The 17,790-nt window shown below is 42.7% G+C and carries 19 protein-coding genes and 2 pseudogenes; 12 read left to right on the top strand and 9 right to left on the bottom strand.

Annotation, left to right across the window (positions count from 1 at the left end):
- Positions 1 to 164 precede the first annotated feature (164 nt).
- Positions 165 to 1,625, top strand: a complete 1,461-nt coding sequence (gene gatA, locus HEQ19_11490) for an Asp-tRNA(Asn)/Glu-tRNA(Gln) amidotransferase subunit GatA (protein ID WYM00048.1) — start codon at positions 165 to 167, stop codon at positions 1,623 to 1,625.
- Positions 1,626 to 1,849: 224 nt separating this feature from the next.
- Here gatA and HEQ19_11485 read toward each other — a convergent pair whose 3' ends face one another.
- A complete protein-coding gene (locus HEQ19_11485; GenBank protein ID WYM00047.1) occupies positions 1,850 to 2,374 on the bottom strand; it encodes a helix-turn-helix domain-containing protein in 525 nt (174 codons plus the stop codon).
- A gap of 192 nt (positions 2,375 to 2,566) precedes the next feature.
- Here HEQ19_11485 and HEQ19_11480 point away from each other — a divergent pair, with 192 nt between their 5' ends.
- Together HEQ19_11480 and HEQ19_11475 are read left to right on the top strand one after the other, a co-directional pair.
- On the top strand, positions 2,567 to 3,460 hold the full coding sequence (locus HEQ19_11480; protein ID WYM00046.1) for an alpha/beta fold hydrolase: 894 nt from the start codon (positions 2,567 to 2,569) through the stop codon (positions 3,458 to 3,460).
- A gap of 385 nt (positions 3,461 to 3,845) precedes the next feature.
- Complete coding sequence (locus HEQ19_11475; GenBank protein ID WYM00045.2) at positions 3,846 to 4,928, top strand: helix-turn-helix domain-containing protein; 1,083 nt, start codon at positions 3,846 to 3,848, stop codon at positions 4,926 to 4,928.
- 285 nt (positions 4,929 to 5,213) lie between these two features.
- Here HEQ19_11475 and HEQ19_11470 read toward each other — a convergent pair whose 3' ends face one another.
- Positions 5,214 to 5,894, bottom strand: a complete 681-nt coding sequence (locus HEQ19_11470) for an HAD-IA family hydrolase (GenBank protein WYM00044.1) — start codon at positions 5,892 to 5,894, stop codon at positions 5,214 to 5,216.
- 716 nt (positions 5,895 to 6,610) lie between these two features.
- Between HEQ19_11470 and HEQ19_11465 the strand changes: the two genes are divergently transcribed.
- On the top strand, positions 6,611 to 7,408 hold the full coding sequence (locus tag HEQ19_11465) for a glucosamine-6-phosphate deaminase (protein WYM00043.1): 798 nt from the start codon (positions 6,611 to 6,613) through the stop codon (positions 7,406 to 7,408).
- Positions 7,409 to 7,432: 24 nt separating this feature from the next.
- Here the strand turns inward: HEQ19_11465 and HEQ19_11460 are convergent, their stop codons facing one another.
- Together HEQ19_11460 and iscB are read right to left on the bottom strand one after the other, a co-directional pair.
- Complete coding sequence (locus HEQ19_11460) at positions 7,433 to 8,569, bottom strand: SpoIID/LytB domain-containing protein (GenBank protein ID WYM00042.1); 1,137 nt, start codon at positions 8,567 to 8,569, stop codon at positions 7,433 to 7,435.
- Positions 8,570 to 8,772: 203 nt separating this feature from the next.
- Positions 8,773 to 10,077 (bottom strand): RNA-guided endonuclease IscB, encoded by a 1,305-nt coding sequence (gene iscB, locus HEQ19_11455; GenBank protein ID WYM00041.1) that lies wholly within the window; start codon positions 10,075 to 10,077, stop codon positions 8,773 to 8,775.
- Between the two features lie 215 nt (positions 10,078 to 10,292).
- Here iscB and HEQ19_11450 point away from each other — a divergent pair, with 215 nt between their 5' ends.
- Both HEQ19_11450 and HEQ19_11445 read left to right on the top strand, forming a co-directional pair.
- Positions 10,293 to 10,556 (top strand): DUF2191 domain-containing protein, encoded by a 264-nt coding sequence (locus HEQ19_11450; protein ID WYM03359.2) that lies wholly within the window; start codon positions 10,293 to 10,295, stop codon positions 10,554 to 10,556.
- Positions 10,553 to 10,756, top strand: a complete 204-nt coding sequence (locus HEQ19_11445) for a hypothetical protein (protein WZI67189.1) — start codon at positions 10,553 to 10,555, stop codon at positions 10,754 to 10,756. Before HEQ19_11450 ends, HEQ19_11445 begins: the two co-directional genes overlap by 4 nt.
- A gap of 85 nt (positions 10,757 to 10,841) precedes the next feature.
- On the opposite strand, the gene HEQ19_11440 is transcribed toward HEQ19_11445, so the two are convergent.
- Positions 10,842 to 11,819: a ribonuclease Z gene (locus HEQ19_11440; protein ID WYM00040.1), complete on the bottom strand. Its 978-nt coding sequence runs from the start codon at positions 11,817 to 11,819 to the stop codon at positions 10,842 to 10,844.
- 457 nt (positions 11,820 to 12,276) lie between these two features.
- Here HEQ19_11440 and aqpZ point away from each other — a divergent pair, with 457 nt between their 5' ends.
- Positions 12,277 to 13,041, top strand: coding sequence for an aquaporin Z (gene aqpZ, locus HEQ19_11435; protein ID WYM00039.1), 765 nt, complete (start codon positions 12,277 to 12,279; stop codon positions 13,039 to 13,041).
- Here aqpZ and HEQ19_30905 read toward each other — a convergent pair.
- The 3 genes from HEQ19_30905 to HEQ19_11425 form a co-directional block, all read right to left on the bottom strand.
- Entirely contained in the window at positions 13,038 to 13,163 is a 126-nt protein-coding gene (locus HEQ19_30905; protein ID WZI67188.1) for a hypothetical protein, read from the bottom strand. The two genes, aqpZ and HEQ19_30905, sit on opposite strands and share 4 nt — an antisense overlap.
- 95 nt (positions 13,164 to 13,258) lie before the next feature.
- The gene (locus HEQ19_11430) at positions 13,259 to 14,098 is read right to left on the bottom strand and encodes a M56 family metallopeptidase (protein WYM03358.1); all 840 of its coding nucleotides are present in this window, start codon (positions 14,096 to 14,098) and stop codon (positions 13,259 to 13,261) included.
- Positions 14,098 to 14,517: a BlaI/MecI/CopY family transcriptional regulator gene (locus HEQ19_11425; protein ID WYM00038.1), complete on the bottom strand. Its 420-nt coding sequence runs from the start codon at positions 14,515 to 14,517 to the stop codon at positions 14,098 to 14,100. The genes HEQ19_11430 and HEQ19_11425 overlap by 1 nt, the downstream gene beginning before the upstream one ends.
- 198 nt (positions 14,518 to 14,715) lie before the next feature.
- Between HEQ19_11425 and HEQ19_11420 the strand changes: the two genes are divergently transcribed.
- The 4 genes and pseudogenes from HEQ19_11420 (at position 14,716) to HEQ19_11405 (ending at position 16,299) form a co-directional block, all read left to right on the top strand.
- Entirely contained in the window at positions 14,716 to 15,081 is a 366-nt protein-coding gene (locus tag HEQ19_11420; GenBank protein ID WYM00037.1) for a helix-turn-helix domain-containing protein, read from the top strand.
- 39 nt (positions 15,082 to 15,120) lie between these two features.
- Positions 15,121 to 15,438: pseudogene (locus HEQ19_11415) on the top strand (transposase).
- 128 nt (positions 15,439 to 15,566) lie between these two features.
- A complete protein-coding gene (locus HEQ19_11410; protein WYL98107.1) occupies positions 15,567 to 15,932 on the top strand; it encodes a hypothetical protein in 366 nt (121 codons plus the stop codon).
- Positions 15,933 to 15,966: 34 nt separating this feature from the next.
- Entirely contained in the window at positions 15,967 to 16,299 is a 333-nt protein-coding gene (locus HEQ19_11405; GenBank protein ID WZI67187.1) for a transposase family protein, read from the top strand.
- A 7-nt stretch (positions 16,300 to 16,306) separates the two neighbouring features.
- On the opposite strand, the pseudogene HEQ19_11400 reads toward HEQ19_11405, so the two are convergent.
- Positions 16,307 to 17,057: pseudogene (locus HEQ19_11400) on the bottom strand (IS1 family transposase).
- 199 nt (positions 17,058 to 17,256) lie between these two features.
- Here HEQ19_11400 and HEQ19_11395 point away from each other — a divergent pair.
- The gene (locus HEQ19_11395) at positions 17,257 to 17,760 is read left to right on the top strand and encodes a phosphate-starvation-inducible PsiE family protein (protein ID WYM00036.1); all 504 of its coding nucleotides are present in this window, start codon (positions 17,257 to 17,259) and stop codon (positions 17,758 to 17,760) included.
- Positions 17,761 to 17,790 lie beyond the last annotated feature (30 nt).

Below are 17,790 nucleotides of genomic sequence, written 5' to 3'. Positions count from 1 at the left end.
CTAGGTCTATGGTCTAAAATTACTTTTGACTCTCAACCCTCTACCGTCTGCCAACCTCAGCCGCTTTCTGTCGTCTGGGTGACTGTTTGTGCGGCTGAAACCAACTGGGCAGAGAATGTCAATATGTACTAAAATCAATGACTTGAGTCACCAAGAGAGCAATCATGGCATCCATCCGCGAGTTGCACGAACAGCTAATTAAAAAAGAACGTTCTGCCCTTGAAATCACCCAAGAAGCTTTAGACCGCATTCAATCATTAGAGCCAAAATTGCACAGTTTCTTGCATATCACGGCTCAACAGGCGTTAGAACAGGCTCGTGCTGTGGATGCCAAAATAGCTGCGGGAGAAGAAATTGGGCTACTAGCAGGTATTCCCATTGGGATTAAAGACAATCTCTGTACCAAGGGGATTCCCACGACCTGTGGCTCTCGGATTTTGGAAAATTTTGTGCCCCCTTATGAATCAACAGTAACGCAAAAACTGGCAGCCGCTGGTGCGATTATGGTGGGTAAAACCAATTTAGATGAGTTTGCGATGGGTAGTTCCACAGAAAACTCTGCCTACCAAGTCACCGCTAATCCTTGGGATTTGTTGCGGGTTCCTGGTGGTTCTTCTGGGGGTTCAGCGGCCGCTGTAGCAGCGGAAGAATGTGTAGTAGCCCTAGGTTCTGATACTGGTGGTTCAATTCGCCAACCAGCATCTTTCTGTGGTGTGGTGGGGATGAAACCAACTTATGGGCTGGTTTCCCGGTATGGTTTGGTAGCTTACGCTTCGTCTTTGGATCAAATAGGACCATTTGGGCGTACTGTAGAAGATGCAGCGATTTTATTAAATGCGATCGCAGGTTACGATCCCCAAGACTCCACTAGCCTGAATGTAGAAATTCCTGATTACGCTTCTGGCTTTAAACCAGACCTCAAAGCCAGAGAAAAGCTGAGAATTGGGATCATCAAGGAAACTTTTGGTGAAGGTTTAGACTCGGTGGTGGAAACAGCGGTTACTAAAGCCATTGAACAACTACAACGTTTGGGAGCAGAAATTCATGTAGTTTCTTGTCCCAGTTTCCGTTATGGCGTACCTAGCTACTACATCATCGCCCCATCCGAAGCTTCAGCGAATCTAGCTCGTTACGATGGTGTTAAATATGGCTTACGCGCCCCAGACGCAGAAAATCTGTTGTCAATGTACACTCGTACCCGCGCTACTGGTTTTGGTGCAGAAGTTAAGCGGCGGATTATGATCGGCACATACGCCCTTTCTGCTGGTTATTACGATGCTTACTATCTTAAAGCCCAAAAAGTCCGCACCCTGATTAAGCAAGACTTTGAAAGAGCTTTTGATTTAGTTGATGTGTTAGTCTGTCCTACATCTCCTACCACAGCATTCAAGGCTGGAGAAAAAACTACTGACCCATTAAGCATGTATTTAACTGACCTGATGACTATTCCTGTAAATCTTGCAGGTTTACCGGGTTTAAGTGTGCCATGTGGTTTTGATGACAACGGACTACCAATTGGATTACAGCTCATTGGTAAAGTACTGCGAGAAGACCAACTGTTTCAAGTCGCTTATGCTTATGAGCAATCGACCACTTGGCACATAGAGAAGCCCCAACTCATCTAACTGAGGCGTTAGGAGTAAGGAGTTAGGAGTTAGGAGTAAGGAGTAAGGAGTAAGGAGTAAGGAGTAAGGAGTAAGGAGTAAGGAGTAAGGAGTAAGGAGTATTCGATGTAACTCATTACTCATAACTCATTACTCATAACTCATTACTCATAACTCATTACTCATTACTCATTACTCCTTACTCATTACTCATAACTCATTACTCATTACTCATAACTCATAACTCATAACTCCTCGGTCGAACTTGGGGTAGTTTGGGGAGATGCTACGGGCGATGGGGATGCTATGGGCAATGATATGGTCTTTTTTTGCTGGACTCGATAGAAATTTTGTGTAAGAGCCAGAAAATCAATCGTAAACCGTGGATTGAGTGTATAAACCAGTCCGGTAGAAGCCAGTACTAATAAGAGTATGTAAGGGACAAAAAGAGGTATGTATATACTTCTTTTTTTGTCTAAAATATGACTATTATTTGCGTGTATCGGGAAAATATGAGTGGCAAAAGTCTGTGCTATGGCGATACCATCTAATCCTAGCGCATCTCCATAACGACGGATGAATCCTTGAACATAAATCGGCTCTGGTAAGTCTTCAAATCGGCCTGCTTCTAAAGCTTGTAAAAAAGCTAGTCGAATACGTGTTTTAGCAGCTATTTCTTCTATACGCATTGATTTTTCTTGTCTGACTTGCCGTAAATGTATACTTATTTCCTGTAACTGCTCTTCTTGAGGCTCATTTAAGACTTTCACTGTCTTCTCCTGGTATCGACTAATGTCTACTATTCAATAGTGTATTTACGCAAATGTGTGTATATAACTACACGAATTTGTAAATTATTAAAAATTATTTCATGCATTTAACATAATTTTAAAATGCCAAAGCTACCGGTTAAGAGTAATGATTGTATTGATAAATACTTGTAATCTCTGAAAATCTAATACATGAGAACCAACAAGCTGCAACTACCAATACAGATTTTGTTCAAGCTGCTACTTTGGGCAGGAACGGTTGCAGCCGTGACATACTGTGTTGTTTGTTTGCTTCTATTTTACCAGCAAACACGGTTGATATTTGTGCCATCATCTGTAATCGAAAAAACACCAGAGTTGTATAATCTCCCTTATGAGGAGGTTTGGCTACCTGTAACAGTAAATAGGGGTAAGGTGGAACATATCCACGGTTGGTGGATCAAAGCTAAGGAATCCCATCCCAAGGTGTTATTGTATCTCCACGGGAACGGTCTTAATATTGGGGCAAATGTCGCCCATGCTAGTCGGTTTTATAAACTAGGGTTTTCTGTATTGCTGATTGATTATCGGGGGTATGGTCGTAGTGAGGGTTCCTTTCCCAATGAGATGCGGGTTTATCAGGATAGTGTTACCGCGTGGAATTACCTGGTCAAGCAAAAGCAAATTTCACCCAGCCAGATTTTTATTTATGGACATTCTTTGGGGGGTGCGATCGCCATTGATTTGGCGGTTAAACACCCAGAAGCCGCCGGTTTGATGGTCGAAAGTTCCTTTACCTCTATCCGAGAGGTAGTGGCTTATAGGAACTGGTTTTGGATGTTTCCCGTCGATTTGATTTTGACACAGCGATTTGAATCTATTCAAAAATTACCGCAGTTAAAAATGCCAGTTTTATTCATTCATGGCACCGCCGATTTGTCTTTACCATCGTTTATGAGTGAAAAACTCTACACCGCTGCGCCTGAACCAAAAAAACTGATTTTGGTTCCTGGTGCGGGACATAACAACGTAGCAGAGGTAGCTGGTATGGAATATCTACACTGGGTGGATTCTTTTGTCGAAGAAGTTCATGTGGGTAAGCATTAACTAGGTCGGCGCAAATAAACAGACTTGTCATTTGTTATTTGTGCCGTCTTGAGATTAGGGAGTACCAAAAAATAAATTACCCAGTTTATCTTGTAGGGTGCGTCACTCCTAAATATTTATACTGCGGCGGTTGTATTATTTTATGGTCTGGCGCACCCTACAAATTGGGTAAAATGCCAGAAGCCTACACCGACCTTTCCTGTGGCGGTATAGATAGTTCAGCTTAGAAACCGATTATGAAGTTAGGAATAACTTTTACCTAGTTTTTTGAAGACAGTAGAAAATTGATACTCAACAATCCGGTTATGGCGACAAATAGTAGAAGGAATGATACAGGTTAAATCATTTTTTGCTCAAGTACTAGAAGAGACTTAAAATCATGACTATGACACCTGTGTACTTGTTAAAAACGCCTGGAAATACTACTATTGAAATTTCTCAAGATGAGTTGCGATCGCTCCTCGGTAAAATAGAAGCTGATTTGCATCGCAGTAAAGTTTATTGCCGTGCTATGGCTACTTTGCAAAATTTATTGGGTTCTTCCGCTGAACAAGTCAAGAGTTTGTTAAAATCTGTTAGCAGAGAAGCCATTGGTTTAGCATTTCAGGAATTCATCCAACAGCATCAACTAAGTGCAGATATTAGCCAACAGACAGATAATACTACTGTTTCCCCAACTGTTGAACAAGATAACTCTCAGGACTTAGCGCAATGCTTAACGAATGTTAAATTACATCCAAAATCTGCTCTAACAAATACTAGCGAAGGTAATTTGGACTCTGAGTCTAAGAGAGTGACAAATAGAGCCGTCAATTCTGCCACAATCTCAAAATATAGAGTCTCAGAAACAACAGGATTGAAGTGGCTCAACCAGAATCAAAAATCTGCTAAAATTCAACAAGCCAAGCAACAAGAAGCCGAACAGCGATTGCAAAGTTTGTGTCAAATTGGTCAACAATTACGACAAGCTCGTGAATCCCAAAGTCTTTCGCTGAAGCAACTTCAGGTTTACACTCATATGCCAATTTATCAGATGGAGGCATTGGAGAATGGCAAGTTAGAGTTATTACCAGAAGATGTATTTGTCCGGGGCTTTATTCGCCTCATGGGGAATGCTTTGGGACTCGATGGTATAGCTTTAGCTGCTTCCTTACCCGCAGTTGATACAGCCAAATCTGTTTTACCCTCTTGGTATCGGTCGAAAAATACTGTAGGATTGGGATGGGAAATACAGCCTATACATTTGTATCTCGGTTATACAGCCCTTGTCGCTGGAGCCGTGGGAGGATTATCCTTGATGTCGCAGCAAGCAAACTCCGAAGTGCTACATCCAGATGTGGAAATTACCCCCCCTGCATCTGTTTCCCAGTCCGCCCAGAAGCCTGAAACAATTGCTAAACCGGGACTTAAGTCTACTAGTTATGGTGTAATTGTCGGTCCTGATATTTCTCCACCAGAAGCACTTTGACCCTCCGAATTTTAGATTTTGGATACTTCTCTGCGAGAGGCTACGCCAACGACTTCCCTGCGGGACGCTGCGCGAACGCTCAGTACAAGTTTTGGATTTTAGATTTTTGGGGTGCCTTGCAGACCCCATGTGTCTGTAAAAATCTAAAAGACGCTTCTACGTCGCTTTACGCTACGCTATGCCGTAGGCTTTACGCTACGAAGCACGCAAATCTAAAATCCAAAATTGGTTGACCAGGTAATGTGTAACGATTGTAGGGGCACAAGGCCTTGCGCCCCGAACTACTCAAAAAGAAGATGCTATCGCATTTTGTTGTATGATTGAATTGAGCAATGTCCAGAGCTGCAAATCAGTAAAATCTGGAATTGCCATAAATGTCCCCTCTTCTAACAAAACTTTTGGATCGTGGGTGGAGGTGATACCAATTGTCCGAATACCAGCGCCGACTGCAGCACGAATACCAGAGGGAGAATCTTCTATAGCGATCGCTTCTTCTGCTGTCATCCCCAACTTATCTAAAGCAACTTGGTAGGGTGCGGGGTCGGGTTTACCTGCGATACAATCTTCAGCTAAAACAACTACATCGAAAGCTTCTTTTATCCCCAAAACTTCTAGCATAAATTCGGCATTTAATCTAGGGGCATTAGTTACTAAAGCGAGTTTTAGCTGATGGGTATCTGTCCATGCTAGTAGTTCAGATAATCCCTTCAATGGTTTGAGTTCTGACGCGAGTTCGCGAAATAATACCTCTTTTTCATCGATCAATTTTTGACCTGCGGCTGGTGATAATTGTGGTAAAATGCCTTTGACAATTTCTGGGTTTATCCGCCCACTAATCCGCAATTTGTAGAAAGTTTCGTCCATTTCGATGCTGTAACTAGCCAGCATTTGCTCCCAAGCTTGGTAGTGTATGGGGTCACTGTTGACAATAGTGCCGTCTAGGTCAAACAGAATTCCTCTGAGCATAGTTTTTTGCTATAGTGTAAATATATTTAACAATTATTTACATATTTTAGCAATAATTCAACGGCTTACCTGCCTGCATTCATGCATGGGGCTATGATTTGACACTCCCCGACCTAAAGGTACGGGGATTCTTGATTCAACGAGTCCACTTAGATTAGACCCCTTGCGGTATCTAACCCAGAGGTGGTTCTCTCCTCTTCGCGCAGCGTCTCGTAGAGAAGCGTTAACTTTTGGTCTGCCCGACCATAGTTGCACATAGTGCAAAATTTGTTTGCAGTTTAATGCTGTTAGTCTAGTACCTGTAAATCTTTTACCTACTTCCAGGTGATACTAGAACTACGAAGTAGAACCCCATAGATTTAGTTGTCTTGGCGTAGCCTCTCCCTTTGGGAGAAGGTGCAGCGTCTACTTGTTAGGTAGCAAATGGGTTTTTTATGTGGTTGATTACCCTTCCACAAAGGCTATTATACCAAAAGCCGTCGTAGAACGACGGGGTTTTAGACCCAGATTTTTGATAACTTTAGGCGCTACCCCGCCGTTGCAATCAGGGATTGTGGATTCAAACAGCAACAGCAGGCATAGGGCGTCTTAGATCACTGAGCAACAACAGACAATGCCCTGCCTGTTGCCACTATTGTACCAAAAAGCCGTCCTAGAAGCGTAGCACTGAGCGGTCCTTGTGGACTTGGCTATAGACCCAAATTTTCGGTAAGCAAATGCGAATCGCAACAAATATTTTTCCTGTCGATGAGTTGATGGTACAGATTTTCAATTCTGAAGCCGAAATGGCACAAGAGGTTGCAGAAATTGTACAGCAGTATTTACAGAACCTTCTGCAGCAACAGGAAACAGCCGCTATATTGTTAGCAACAGGAAATTCCCAACTTAGATTTCTCGATGCTTTAATCACTTTGGGTGGTGTAGATTGGTCGCGGATTACCTTGTTTCATCTTGATGAATATTTGGGAATTGCTGCTGACCATTCTGCCAGTTTTCGGCGCTATCTACGGGAGCGGGTCGAGATGCGCGTTAATCCTCAGCAATTTCATTATATAGCAGGTGATGCATTGCAGCCTTTGGTAGAGTGCGATCGCTATACCAAACTCCTCCAAGCACAACCCATAGACTTGTGCTGTCTCGGTGTCGGCGAAAATGGACACTTGGCTTTTAACGATCCAGCAGTCGCCAATTTTCATGATCCTTACACCGTGAAATTAGTCAAACTGGATACAGTAAATCGCCAGCAACAAGTAAACACAGGACATTTTACCAATATTGAAAATGTCCCGCAATATGCTTTTACTGTAACCATTCCGTTGATTTGTACAGCCAAAAAAATCATTTGCCTTGCGCCAGAATTACGCAAGGCAAAGGTAGTAAAACAGATGTTGCAGGGTGCAATTACCACAGACTGTCCAGTTTCGATTTTGCGTCAACAACCCCAAGCAACGTTATTTTTAGATGTCCATTCTGCTAGTTTATTGGGGACCCAATCCCCAATCCCTGGTCACTGAGCGGAGCCGAAGTGCAATCGCTGATTACTTGGCGGTAATTGGGGTTAAAGCTACGCCCTTGTAGTAATAACCCAAAATTTGCAGGTGGTTGGCGCCGCGCAAAGCGAGATTATAAGCGCCCCACTGACTCATACCTAAACCGTGACCGTAGCCTAGTCCTTGAAGGATAAAACTACCATCTGTTCCCCTGCTGACGCTAAAACGGGTGCTTTTCAGCTTGAGAGCAGTCCGCACATCCTCACCCTTTAGCACCTTCGTACCCTGATCGCCGACAATTCTTAAGGCTTTAACACTCCGAAACGGCGAGAATACCTCTGTAATCATATCCTTAACATTGCCCACACCAGAAATTCTGGCGCTAATTTCCCCTGGGGAGAAAGTTCTGACCCATCTGCACTCGCTGATATTTTGATCATAGTCAGGAACAGCACGCAGGTAAGGCTCCCTACTTAACCAAACATCTTCGACGTTTTCGGTGTGTCCACCCGAACAAGCGTGAAAAACTGAGAGAATAATCTTGTTGTTATAAGTTAGTACCTTCCCCGCTGTAGTGTCAACGGCGGCGTAAGTATTAGCAGATTCACTAATAACACCTTTGTAAATTTGCCAACGGTCGGGGCTATCGCCTAAATCGTAAATGGGATTACTGCGCTGTTTTTCGCGCTCATATAAAGCAAAAGTCCGGGCGGCGATCGCTTGGGCTTTCAAGGCTTCTTGCGGCCAGCTGGCGTCCATTTCGCCACCGATAACGCTGTAGAGATACTCTTCGAGATCAACCCAGTTAACAGCGGTTAAACCTTTTTCTGTGGGGATAACCAGTGTTCGGCCGCGATACCAGCGATCGCCAATATAAACGAATCCCTTACCTGATGGCTCAATCCAAAATAAACCAGATTGCCATTTATCTAAGGCTACTCCCTGTGGAATCGCTTTAACATCAAATGGACTCATTGCCGGCAATTCTCCGAGGGTACGGCCACTGCTATCCTTAACTGTGGCTATGGTAGAACTACCGATTTTTACCTGATTCACTCCCCTCTCAATGGCGATGCGTAGGATTACAGATGCTTGAGCAGGCGCAACTAAAGCAATCCAGAAGAAGATACCTAGCCACCAATGACGTTTTTTGATTACAGAACCGAACAACACTTGGAATTTCATGGTGAACTACCTACACTAATTTGGAGTACCAAATATAGTGTAGGCTTCTGGTACATTATAAAAGTAACTGAACAACCAATTTTATTTAACACAACTGAGGACAAAGCGATGACCATTATCACCAAACATCTCGCCCCGTGGAAGCCCCTGCATTTATGCATGGGGGTAAGGGGCAGGCGATTTCAATCGCAGTCAGAATAGTTTCAAAATGAGTATGAGTAACCATCTTTTTTGTGAATTGCTGAACAATATTTGTAGCTAATGCCTGCGATTCTTCCCATTTTGGTAGCAATATCAAAACTACCTGTGGCACGACACAAAACACGCCCTAAATATTCGCCAACTTTTTTACCATTTGTTACCACAGCTTTAACAATATCTCCAGTGCTAAAACCATAATGAATTTGTTTATTTGAACGATGACGAGTAGGGAATCCAAATTTATCAGTACCAGCCATCTGTCTAGTACCATGACCATTAGCTGTAATCAACAATGGTTTGATACCTTTGATATTGAGAATTGGCGTTGATGTGCCAACACAAGCAGCATCAATCCAGTGAGTTTTATCTAATTTCTGTTGACTTCTATTGAACTTTGTTAAACCTCCCGAACCCGTTTCTACAGGTAATCCAGTTGCTTTTAAAACTTCCAGCAATGCATATCTAGTAGTGTTAATTGCTGCTGCATCAGCCAAGGGTATTTTAGCTTGTTTTAAGATTTTCTCTACTCTAGAAGGGTCTTTTTTGTTGGCGCAGCCTCTCGTAGAGAGAAACTCTTTAATGTCTTTAGTCCCTTTTTTGGTGTTACATTTTTCGCAACTAAGAGTTAAGTTTGTGATTGAGTTAGACCCACCTTTTGCTCTAGGGTGAATGTGTTCTATCTGTAGAGATACGTCTTTAACACCACAATAAGCACATTGCCTGCCCCATTTTTCGAGTAAATATTCTCTGGTTTCGTAACCCGCCAAAGTCCCCTGTTGGTATTCCTTGCCCTGAATTTCTGGATTACGCATTAATTGCATATCGAATTTGACTAACTCGGTGCTAATCGCTGCAATTGGTGCAAGTTTACGTAATCTTTCAACCCAAGTTTTAATGTTTTCAACACGACTTTGTAAGCTTGGTGCTAACCATCCTTCTGGGCGCGTTCTATTTAAAAATCGTGGTTGGCGATATCTTGTTTTGCGGTTTCTTCTACTACGTCTTAATTGTCTCCTTGAAGTAAGAGAATCTCGAATTGCAAAACCTCTATGTTTTAACTCAGCAGCAAATACAACTTCCCCAGTGGTATCGTCAACTAATGCAATCCCTGTAAATTTTGCACCAGGGTCTAGCTTTAATCGCAGTGGTGTTGCTGGCGAATCGGGACGGGATTCTTTCAAAATAATTGTGAACGGAAAACGCCGAAATATCGCAGCTTTTTTGTTTCTTAATAACTGTCTAGCTTGTGCTGGATGCACTGGGTCTAATGGTCGTTTTTCGGTGTCTAAAACAAATACTTTGGACATAAAGTCCCTCCTTACGGGTAATGTTAGCTTCTCCCAAGGGGAGACGCTGCGCGAACGTCAATGTTTAAGGTCGGTAACTATCCAAACGACACTGGTTTAACCCTTTTAAGCCTGTTTAATCGTTCGGTACTAGAGCAGGGAACTAGCTACGCATCCCCTGGTAGGTCTTAAACTCTTGCCTTAAACGTAGTACGCGAGGTACTTAGACTGGTCAGATGTGGGACTTTTTCAAGCCCCTGCCTTTAGGCATGGGGTTTCTGACAATAGATGATGAACTAATTAATGAAATTATCGCAGTCAGTCACTATGAAAATCCACAGGAAGCAGTCATTAAAATATTATCCAATTACTTGCAGCAACAAAAAAAAGAACTGCCTTTGTTTGAGCGACTACGTTTTATAGACGACGAATCTGCAGAAGATGATATCGCCTTATTGTTTGAACGTGATAGAGACACAGGCAGGAATTTTGAACTATGACTTATCTATCAGAATTGAAGGGTAAAAAATTAGCCGTAATGGATAGTCTGATTGCCGCAACAGCATATCATCATAAATTAACTTTAGTTACCCGCAATGTTGATGATTTTAAACTGACACCAGTTAAAATTATAGCGTTTCTCGCCCTAGTGAGGTACATCGGTAAGGGCACGGCAGTGCCGTGCCCCTACATCGCGTGATACAATTTTGTACCTCATCTGAATAGGAAGTGCTATATGAATCCTTACAGTCTTGAGTGAATTATGACCACAAATGTTCAGTTATTCACTTTACGGGATTTAACCCCCTATTCGCGATGGTTAACTCGACCTCGCGCCGCCTGGGTACGTCATAAATCATAAAATCATAAGCCATATCCGTCTTGGGAAAAATAGCCCTGGCTTCCTGAAGTAGATCCTTCAACTCTAAGGAATTTCCCGGAGCGTAGCGGGGACTAAAATGTGTCATAATTAGCCGATGCGCCCCAGAGGCTAAAGCTGTTTGCGCTGCCATTGTACTTGTGGAATGCAAGCGCTGAAAAGCCATATCTGCATCTTGATGGGCAAAGGTGGCTTCGTGAATTAACACATCCACATCCTGGGCTAACTGTACGGCGCCTTCACAAAAAACTGTGTCTGTACAATAGGCTATCTTGCGTCCCATTTCTGTCGGTCCACACAATTCTTGGCCATTAATGACTCTTCCGTCGCTCAGGGTCACGGTTTCACCACGCTTGAGTTGACCATAAACCCGACCGGCGGGAATTTCTAACGCCTTAGCTTTTTCCACATCAAAGCGTCCCGTCCGGTCTTTTTCGGCTACGCGGTAGCCAAAAGCTGTAATTCGGTGATGCAAATAACCACAGCTAACAGTGAACTCATCATCTTCATAAATTATTCCCGGACGGATGGCATGTACCTTGACAGGATAGGAAAAATGTGTATGGGAGTAACGTAAGGCAGCCTGGATATAGTCATTTAATCCAGATGGTCCATAGATATCAACTCGTTCCACATTACCAGCCAAGCCGCAACTAGCAAGAAGACCCATCAAACCAAAGATGTGGTCGCCGTGCATATGGGTGATAAAAATTCGGGATAGTTGGCTAATTTTCAGATCACTCCTTAAAAGTTGATGCTGAGTACCTTCGCCACAATCGAATAACCATAGTTCTGCCCGTTGGGGTAATCTCAGGGCTACACTCGAAACATTGCGCGATCGCGTGGGTACACCGGAACTTGTCCCTAAAAATGTTATCTGCACAGAGTTCTTTAGCCTTCCTCTTGCTCAATGTGATGCTCTACTCTCTATAGTGGCACGGTTGTTGAATTTTCAGGCTGTTGGGTAGCAAGTTATTTGTTTTTGATCAGGGCTTCAGCCTGTGTGATTTTTATGACTAAAGTCCTGAGTACAAAATTATATATATGTAAAAGATATATAGAACTTACACACTCTACAAATTCATCATGGTATGAATTTACCAAAATACCTCGTTTCAAACTTCGATGAATGATTCTTGGATGGTAAATCGACCCACGCTTTTGGGGTTTAGCATTGCTAAACCCCTAAGACAAATGTGGTTTTTCAAAACATTCATACTTAGTCTCCTCCGTCAATGTGTAAGTCCTAAGATAAAGAAAATTTAAGCAAATTAACAGTAGAGAATGGGGACTGATAATATCTGCTTATCCATATTTTTTTCTCGTCAGAGTAAATAAAAATGTCACTAAGTAAGCGTTGTATCGCCGAATTCGTCGGCACGTTTTGGCTGGTTTTTGGTGGTTGTGGTAGTGCAGTAATTGCTGCAGCATTTACTGCGGATGGAGCAAAGCTGGGTACCAATACAGCATTTCCTTTAGGTATTGGGTTAGTAGGTGTATCTTTGGCATTTGGTCTGACAGTAATGACAATGGCTTATGCAGTCGGTCATATTTCAGGCGGTCACTTTAACCCAGCAGTTTCTATTGGTTTATGGGCTGGAAAGCGGTTTCCCACTTCTGAGCTTTTTGTTTACATAGGTTCTCAGGTATTTGGGGCGATCGCCGGGGCTGGGATGCTGGCTTTAATTGCTAATGGTAAACCAGGATTTGACCTTGTAAAAAGCGGTTTTGCAGCCAATGGTTTTGCCGAACATTCTCCTGGTGGTTATTCGTTGTTAGCTTGTCTAGTCACTGAATTATTACTAACTTTCTTTTTTTTAGTGCTTATTTTAGGTGCGACAGATCGTCGTGCGCCTCAAGGTTTCGCGCCAATAGCAATTGGTTTAGGATTAACACTGATTCACTTAATTAGTATTCCCGTAACTAATACATCAGTAAATCCTGCTCGCAGCCTTGGCCCTGCAATTTTTGTTGGTGGTTGGGCGCTTCAACAATTGTGGCTATTCTGGGTAGCACCAATTTTAGGCGGTGCATTAGCAGGATTTTTCTATTCCCAAGTTTTGGAATCACCAAAACCAGAAAGGCAATTTTCAGAGGTTGCTTAATTGGAAGTCGGCGGTTTATCCATCCCCTTGTGCATGGAGGCCGTACCCAATCCCCAATCCCCAATAGTAAGGAGTAATGAGTAAGGAGTAATGAGTAATGAGTAAATTAATCCAATCCCCAATCCCCAATACTTCTCTACGAACGCGAGTGCGTGTCGTAGACAGAGGCTACGCCAACGACAAGCTCAGTACAAGTCCCCAATCCCCAATCCCCTGTTCAAGTATGAAATATCACCGTTATTAAAGGTAACAATGCCAACAGGAAACTATTCCAGGACTGCGGTTGAGTCTCAGGGGTTGGCTCTGGTGGCGCTAATAGGGCTTCGATTCTCTGTTCTAAGCGGTCTGTCCCTGACGAACCTAGGGCGGCACAGCAAATTTCGGATAATACAGGCGTGCTACTGACTACCAACAGGAGTGATTCTGCTAGTAGTAGGGGGTCTATTTGTGATGCGGCGTAGCCATCTGCACGGAGTTCGCGCAAGACTAACAATTCTTCCCATAAGGCATCTGTATTTGGCAACCAGGCGGTGCAGGAACGCACACAACCCAGCCAGAAAAACCAAAATGTGTCCCTAAAATGGTAATGCCCTTTTTCGTGGGCTAAGACGCTTTCTAAATGCTCTGGTGAGAGATTTTGCAGTAATCCTTGGCTAACTACTAGTTCGGGTTGCCAAAAACCAATCAGACCTGCGAAGAGTGCTTCTGTGTTGAGTAGGCGGACTTGTTCACCTTCAAGATGGGCTACAGGGAAGCTACGGGCAGCTTTCACAGTTTGCGACCCTTGAAAAACAAGTTTAACGCATAAAATAGCAACAATTGTCAAGAAAATTAATGCCAGCAGATAACTGATTTCGCCTGTGTACATCCCGCCCATTTTGCCTTGTGGTCCCATGCATAGCACGGCGATCGCGGTCATGAAAATTAGCAAGGGAGGGAAGAGAAACAAAAACAGCGATCGCTCCCATCGCAGACTCCAACTACCTGGGAGGGGATTCCAGGTGCTTCTCAACCACCAAGCGACGCTCAAAGCAGTCAAAATCATTATCAGATGCATCATTTTTCCTCCCTAGCTTGGCGTGCGGCTTGAATGCGTTTGGCGATCGCTTCTATTTGGTCGCTGGCTGCTTCATCTAGACTATCTGCAAAGGCGGCGATCACATCGGGGTTCCCCACTGCCAAAAATCGCTGCAACTGCTCGTGTGCTTTAATCACCTCTGCTTGTTGCTTTGTCAGCATTGGCCGCCAATAAAATGCCCGTCCTTTTTTGTCACAGGCCAGCCATCCTTTGTCCGTGAGCCGACGTAGAACGGTGGTTACGGAAGTATAAGCTAATTCCCGGTTGGGGTCAGCAAGAATGCGATCATGTACATCTTTAACTGTAGCCGAACCAAGTTGCCAGATGATCTGTAAAATTTCTGCTTCCAGCGGACCTAGAGACAGTTGTTTAGGGCGATAGTCGGGTAAGGGAGCCATATCTATTTTAAATTTGCGATTGTGGATGAGCCGAATGGACGCGAAAATTACTATCTTTATTATTTTGGCAGAATTCGCCTGATTCAGAAATAACTCAGCACTAGTCTGAGTCTATACATAAGTAAGTCGGCGTGAAAAAACCAAAGTATGTAAAGATAAGTAAATACGGAAAATGCATCTACCGAGGTAATGTAAGATATGGGCGCTCGTTTAAGGGTGTTTCTGACTCGTGAGCAAGACGGAACCCTATTAAACCTTAGAACTGCGGACGTACCACAGAAAGTTAAAGACCGAGCAGAGGTAATCAGGTTAAACGCACATGGTTGGTATGTCGAGAAAATAGCGGCTCACTTTAACTGGAGTCCACAAACAGTAAGGGATGTTTTACACAAATGGCAAAAACTTGGTCTAGAAGGGCTTTGGGATAAATCGGGTCGAGGGGGCAAAACCAAATACACCGAAGAAGACATAGTATTTTTGGAAGAATGCCTCAAAACAGAACCACGCACATACAACAGTCTTCAACTAGCGCAAAAACTTTATTGCGATAAGCCTTCGGCATAGCTTCTCTACGAGACGCTTCGCGAACGCTTACCGCCAAATAAAACTATTTCTGATGCTTCTTGGTACAATTTTCGTCAGTGGCTCGAATACTTTGGTGCAAAATTTGGACGGGAAATCATTGCGGTTCCTCCCCATTTCACAAGCCAGGAATGTTCTAATTGTGGTGCTAGAGTGCAAAAATCTCTCAGCACTCGAACTCATTCTTGCCCACATTGCGGATACGTTGCACAACGCGATGTGAATGCTGCCAAAGTAATTTTAAGGAGCCAGTGCCGTGGGCGGGTTTCCCGACTTGAGGCAACTGGCGTTCGTGTAAACACTAGGGGTGGGCAACCCCAAAGTAACGCTTTTTCGTGATGTTCCCTCTACTTCTATTGGTCGTAAGACCTGCAAAAGCAAGGAACGTCAGTGACGCTGGAATCCCTCGCATTTATGCGTGGGGAGTGTCAAAACTCAAATACTACTTTTAATGGAAGGAAAGTAAGATGGCTTCTACTATTTTGACAGTCAATACTACAGCAGATCAAAATGATGGCAGTGCTGCTAATGGTTTATCTCTGCGGGATGCGATTTTAATTGCCAATGCGAATCCGACTACTGATTATGAAATCCAGTTAACTGGAGGAACAACTTACAACCTCACATCAAATGGAATTAATGAAAATGCAGCCTTGACAGGAGATTTAGATATTAAAAGTCGCAGTAATGTGCTTTATATTGGGTCTGTGGGTGGGAAAGCAACTATTGATGCGTCAGGTTTATTAAATAGCGATCGCGTTTTTCAGGTACTGGCTGGAGGAGCATTAAGCTTACAGAATAGACATCTCCAAAATAGAACCATTCTGTGCTAAAAGGGTATAAAATCATCTTTTTTACCACAAAAATATGAGTGACATGTTAAGTTATATTCAAAATAACCCTCAAGAAACACAGCGGTTAGTAGGTGTAAAGTATGACCAACTTGAGCAACTAATAAAACAGGCGATCGCCTTAGATACCGAAAAGCAACAAAACATAGAAAAAAAGAAAGTTAGAATTATAAATAAAGGTGGTGGTCGGAAGGTAAAGTTATCTAACGAAGACCAAATTCTATTAACGTTGACATATTTAAGACATATGACAACGTTTCAATTATTAGGCATACAGTTTGGAGTCAGTGAATCAACCGCCAATGATACATTTAATTACTGGCTTACAATCCTAGGTAGTGATGCATAGTAATGATTTAAGCACGTAAATTGTTGTTATAATGATGAATGAAATACCAAATTGCCCCAATGTGATTGTCAATCGATTTTGAGAACGATAATGTTTTACGAACTAACCGCGAAACTCTTTGACGCAAAGTATTATTAAATCGTTCAATATAACTTGTATGACCGCTATCTTTACCAACTGAACAGTGGCGTTTGCTTGGTAAGACTTGTTCATAAGCCTCCCAGAAATCTGTGTGACAAACGGCACATTGACGATAAACGGGAGGAAGCGATGCGGAAGCCGCCGCTACGCGAACGCCACAATTGTTTTGCTGATTGACTAGAACGATCACCAATAAATACTCCAACAATTTCTCGTGTTGTGGCGTCAATTGCGAGCCAAATCCATTGTTTATTCTCTTTTGACCCCACATAAGACCACATTTCATCAATTTGGATGATTAAGCGACCTGGTTTTTTTTTAGTTACTTCTACGGTTTTGGGAACTTGGTAGTATTTCTGATTTACGTAGTATTGAAGCCAACGTAATGAAACACCAGTAACACGAGCGATGTCTACGACGGGCTTCGCCTACGCCCTTAATGAAACCCGTTCAAGTAGAAGTTTATCAATCAAGGTACGTGTTGAGAGATCGATTGGTTGTCGGGTTGGGCTTTCAACAAATTGTCGCTCACAGTTGTGACATTTGAACCGTTGTTTACCATAATGAGTGTGTCCATTTTTGACGATGTTTTTTGAGTTGCATTTAGGGCAGTTCATAGTTCCTGTATTTAACGATACTTTTTTAGTATATCATTACTATGCATTACTACCGTATCAGAGTTTTGGTGAAATGGTATGACACGTAAATAAATCCTAATTATCAATAAATCATCAAAATCAAGTTTGGGAATTACAAATTTTTAATTTCCCATTGCTTATCATAGAGATTAACGATTCTAGATTGTCGAGACTTACCATGCCAAAACGGCTGATTACAGAGGTAAATAATTGGTTCCAGCGAGATAGAATTGTACGGAGACTGGAGACATTTCAAGACTTCATTATCATTTCTCTGTGCCTAGGTTTATTCTGTGTGATGCTGATTCGCCTAGTAGACATGTTCTCCTCTTTTTTGCGTCCCTTAGATTTACGGCAAGTCACATCTGATATCCTGTTTATTTTGATTCTTGTAGAATTATTTCGCCTGTTAATTGACTACCTACAAGCACAAAGTATATCGGTAGGCGCAGCAGTGGAAATTACTATTGTTTCGGCTTTGCGAGAGGTAATTTTACGTGGTGTTCTAGAAATTGAACGTGACCAAATTTTTGGAATCTCTGTATTTCTAGTAGTTTTAGCGGGAATATTGATTGCTTTACCTTGGATGTCTCGTTTTTTTGAACATTCCAGAAATGCAAACCATGAAACAGGAGAAATCAAGACGCAATTAGTTACTGAAAATTACGTAACTTCAGATTAGTATCACGCGTTGTAGGGGCACGGCAATGCC

Origin of the sequence: Gloeotrichia echinulata CP02 (assembly GCA_038087035.1) — a bacterium.
Lineage (GTDB): Bacteria > Cyanobacteriota > Cyanobacteriia > Cyanobacteriales > Nostocaceae > Gloeotrichia > Gloeotrichia echinulata.
This window is presented reverse-complemented; position numbering and strand designations above follow the sequence as displayed.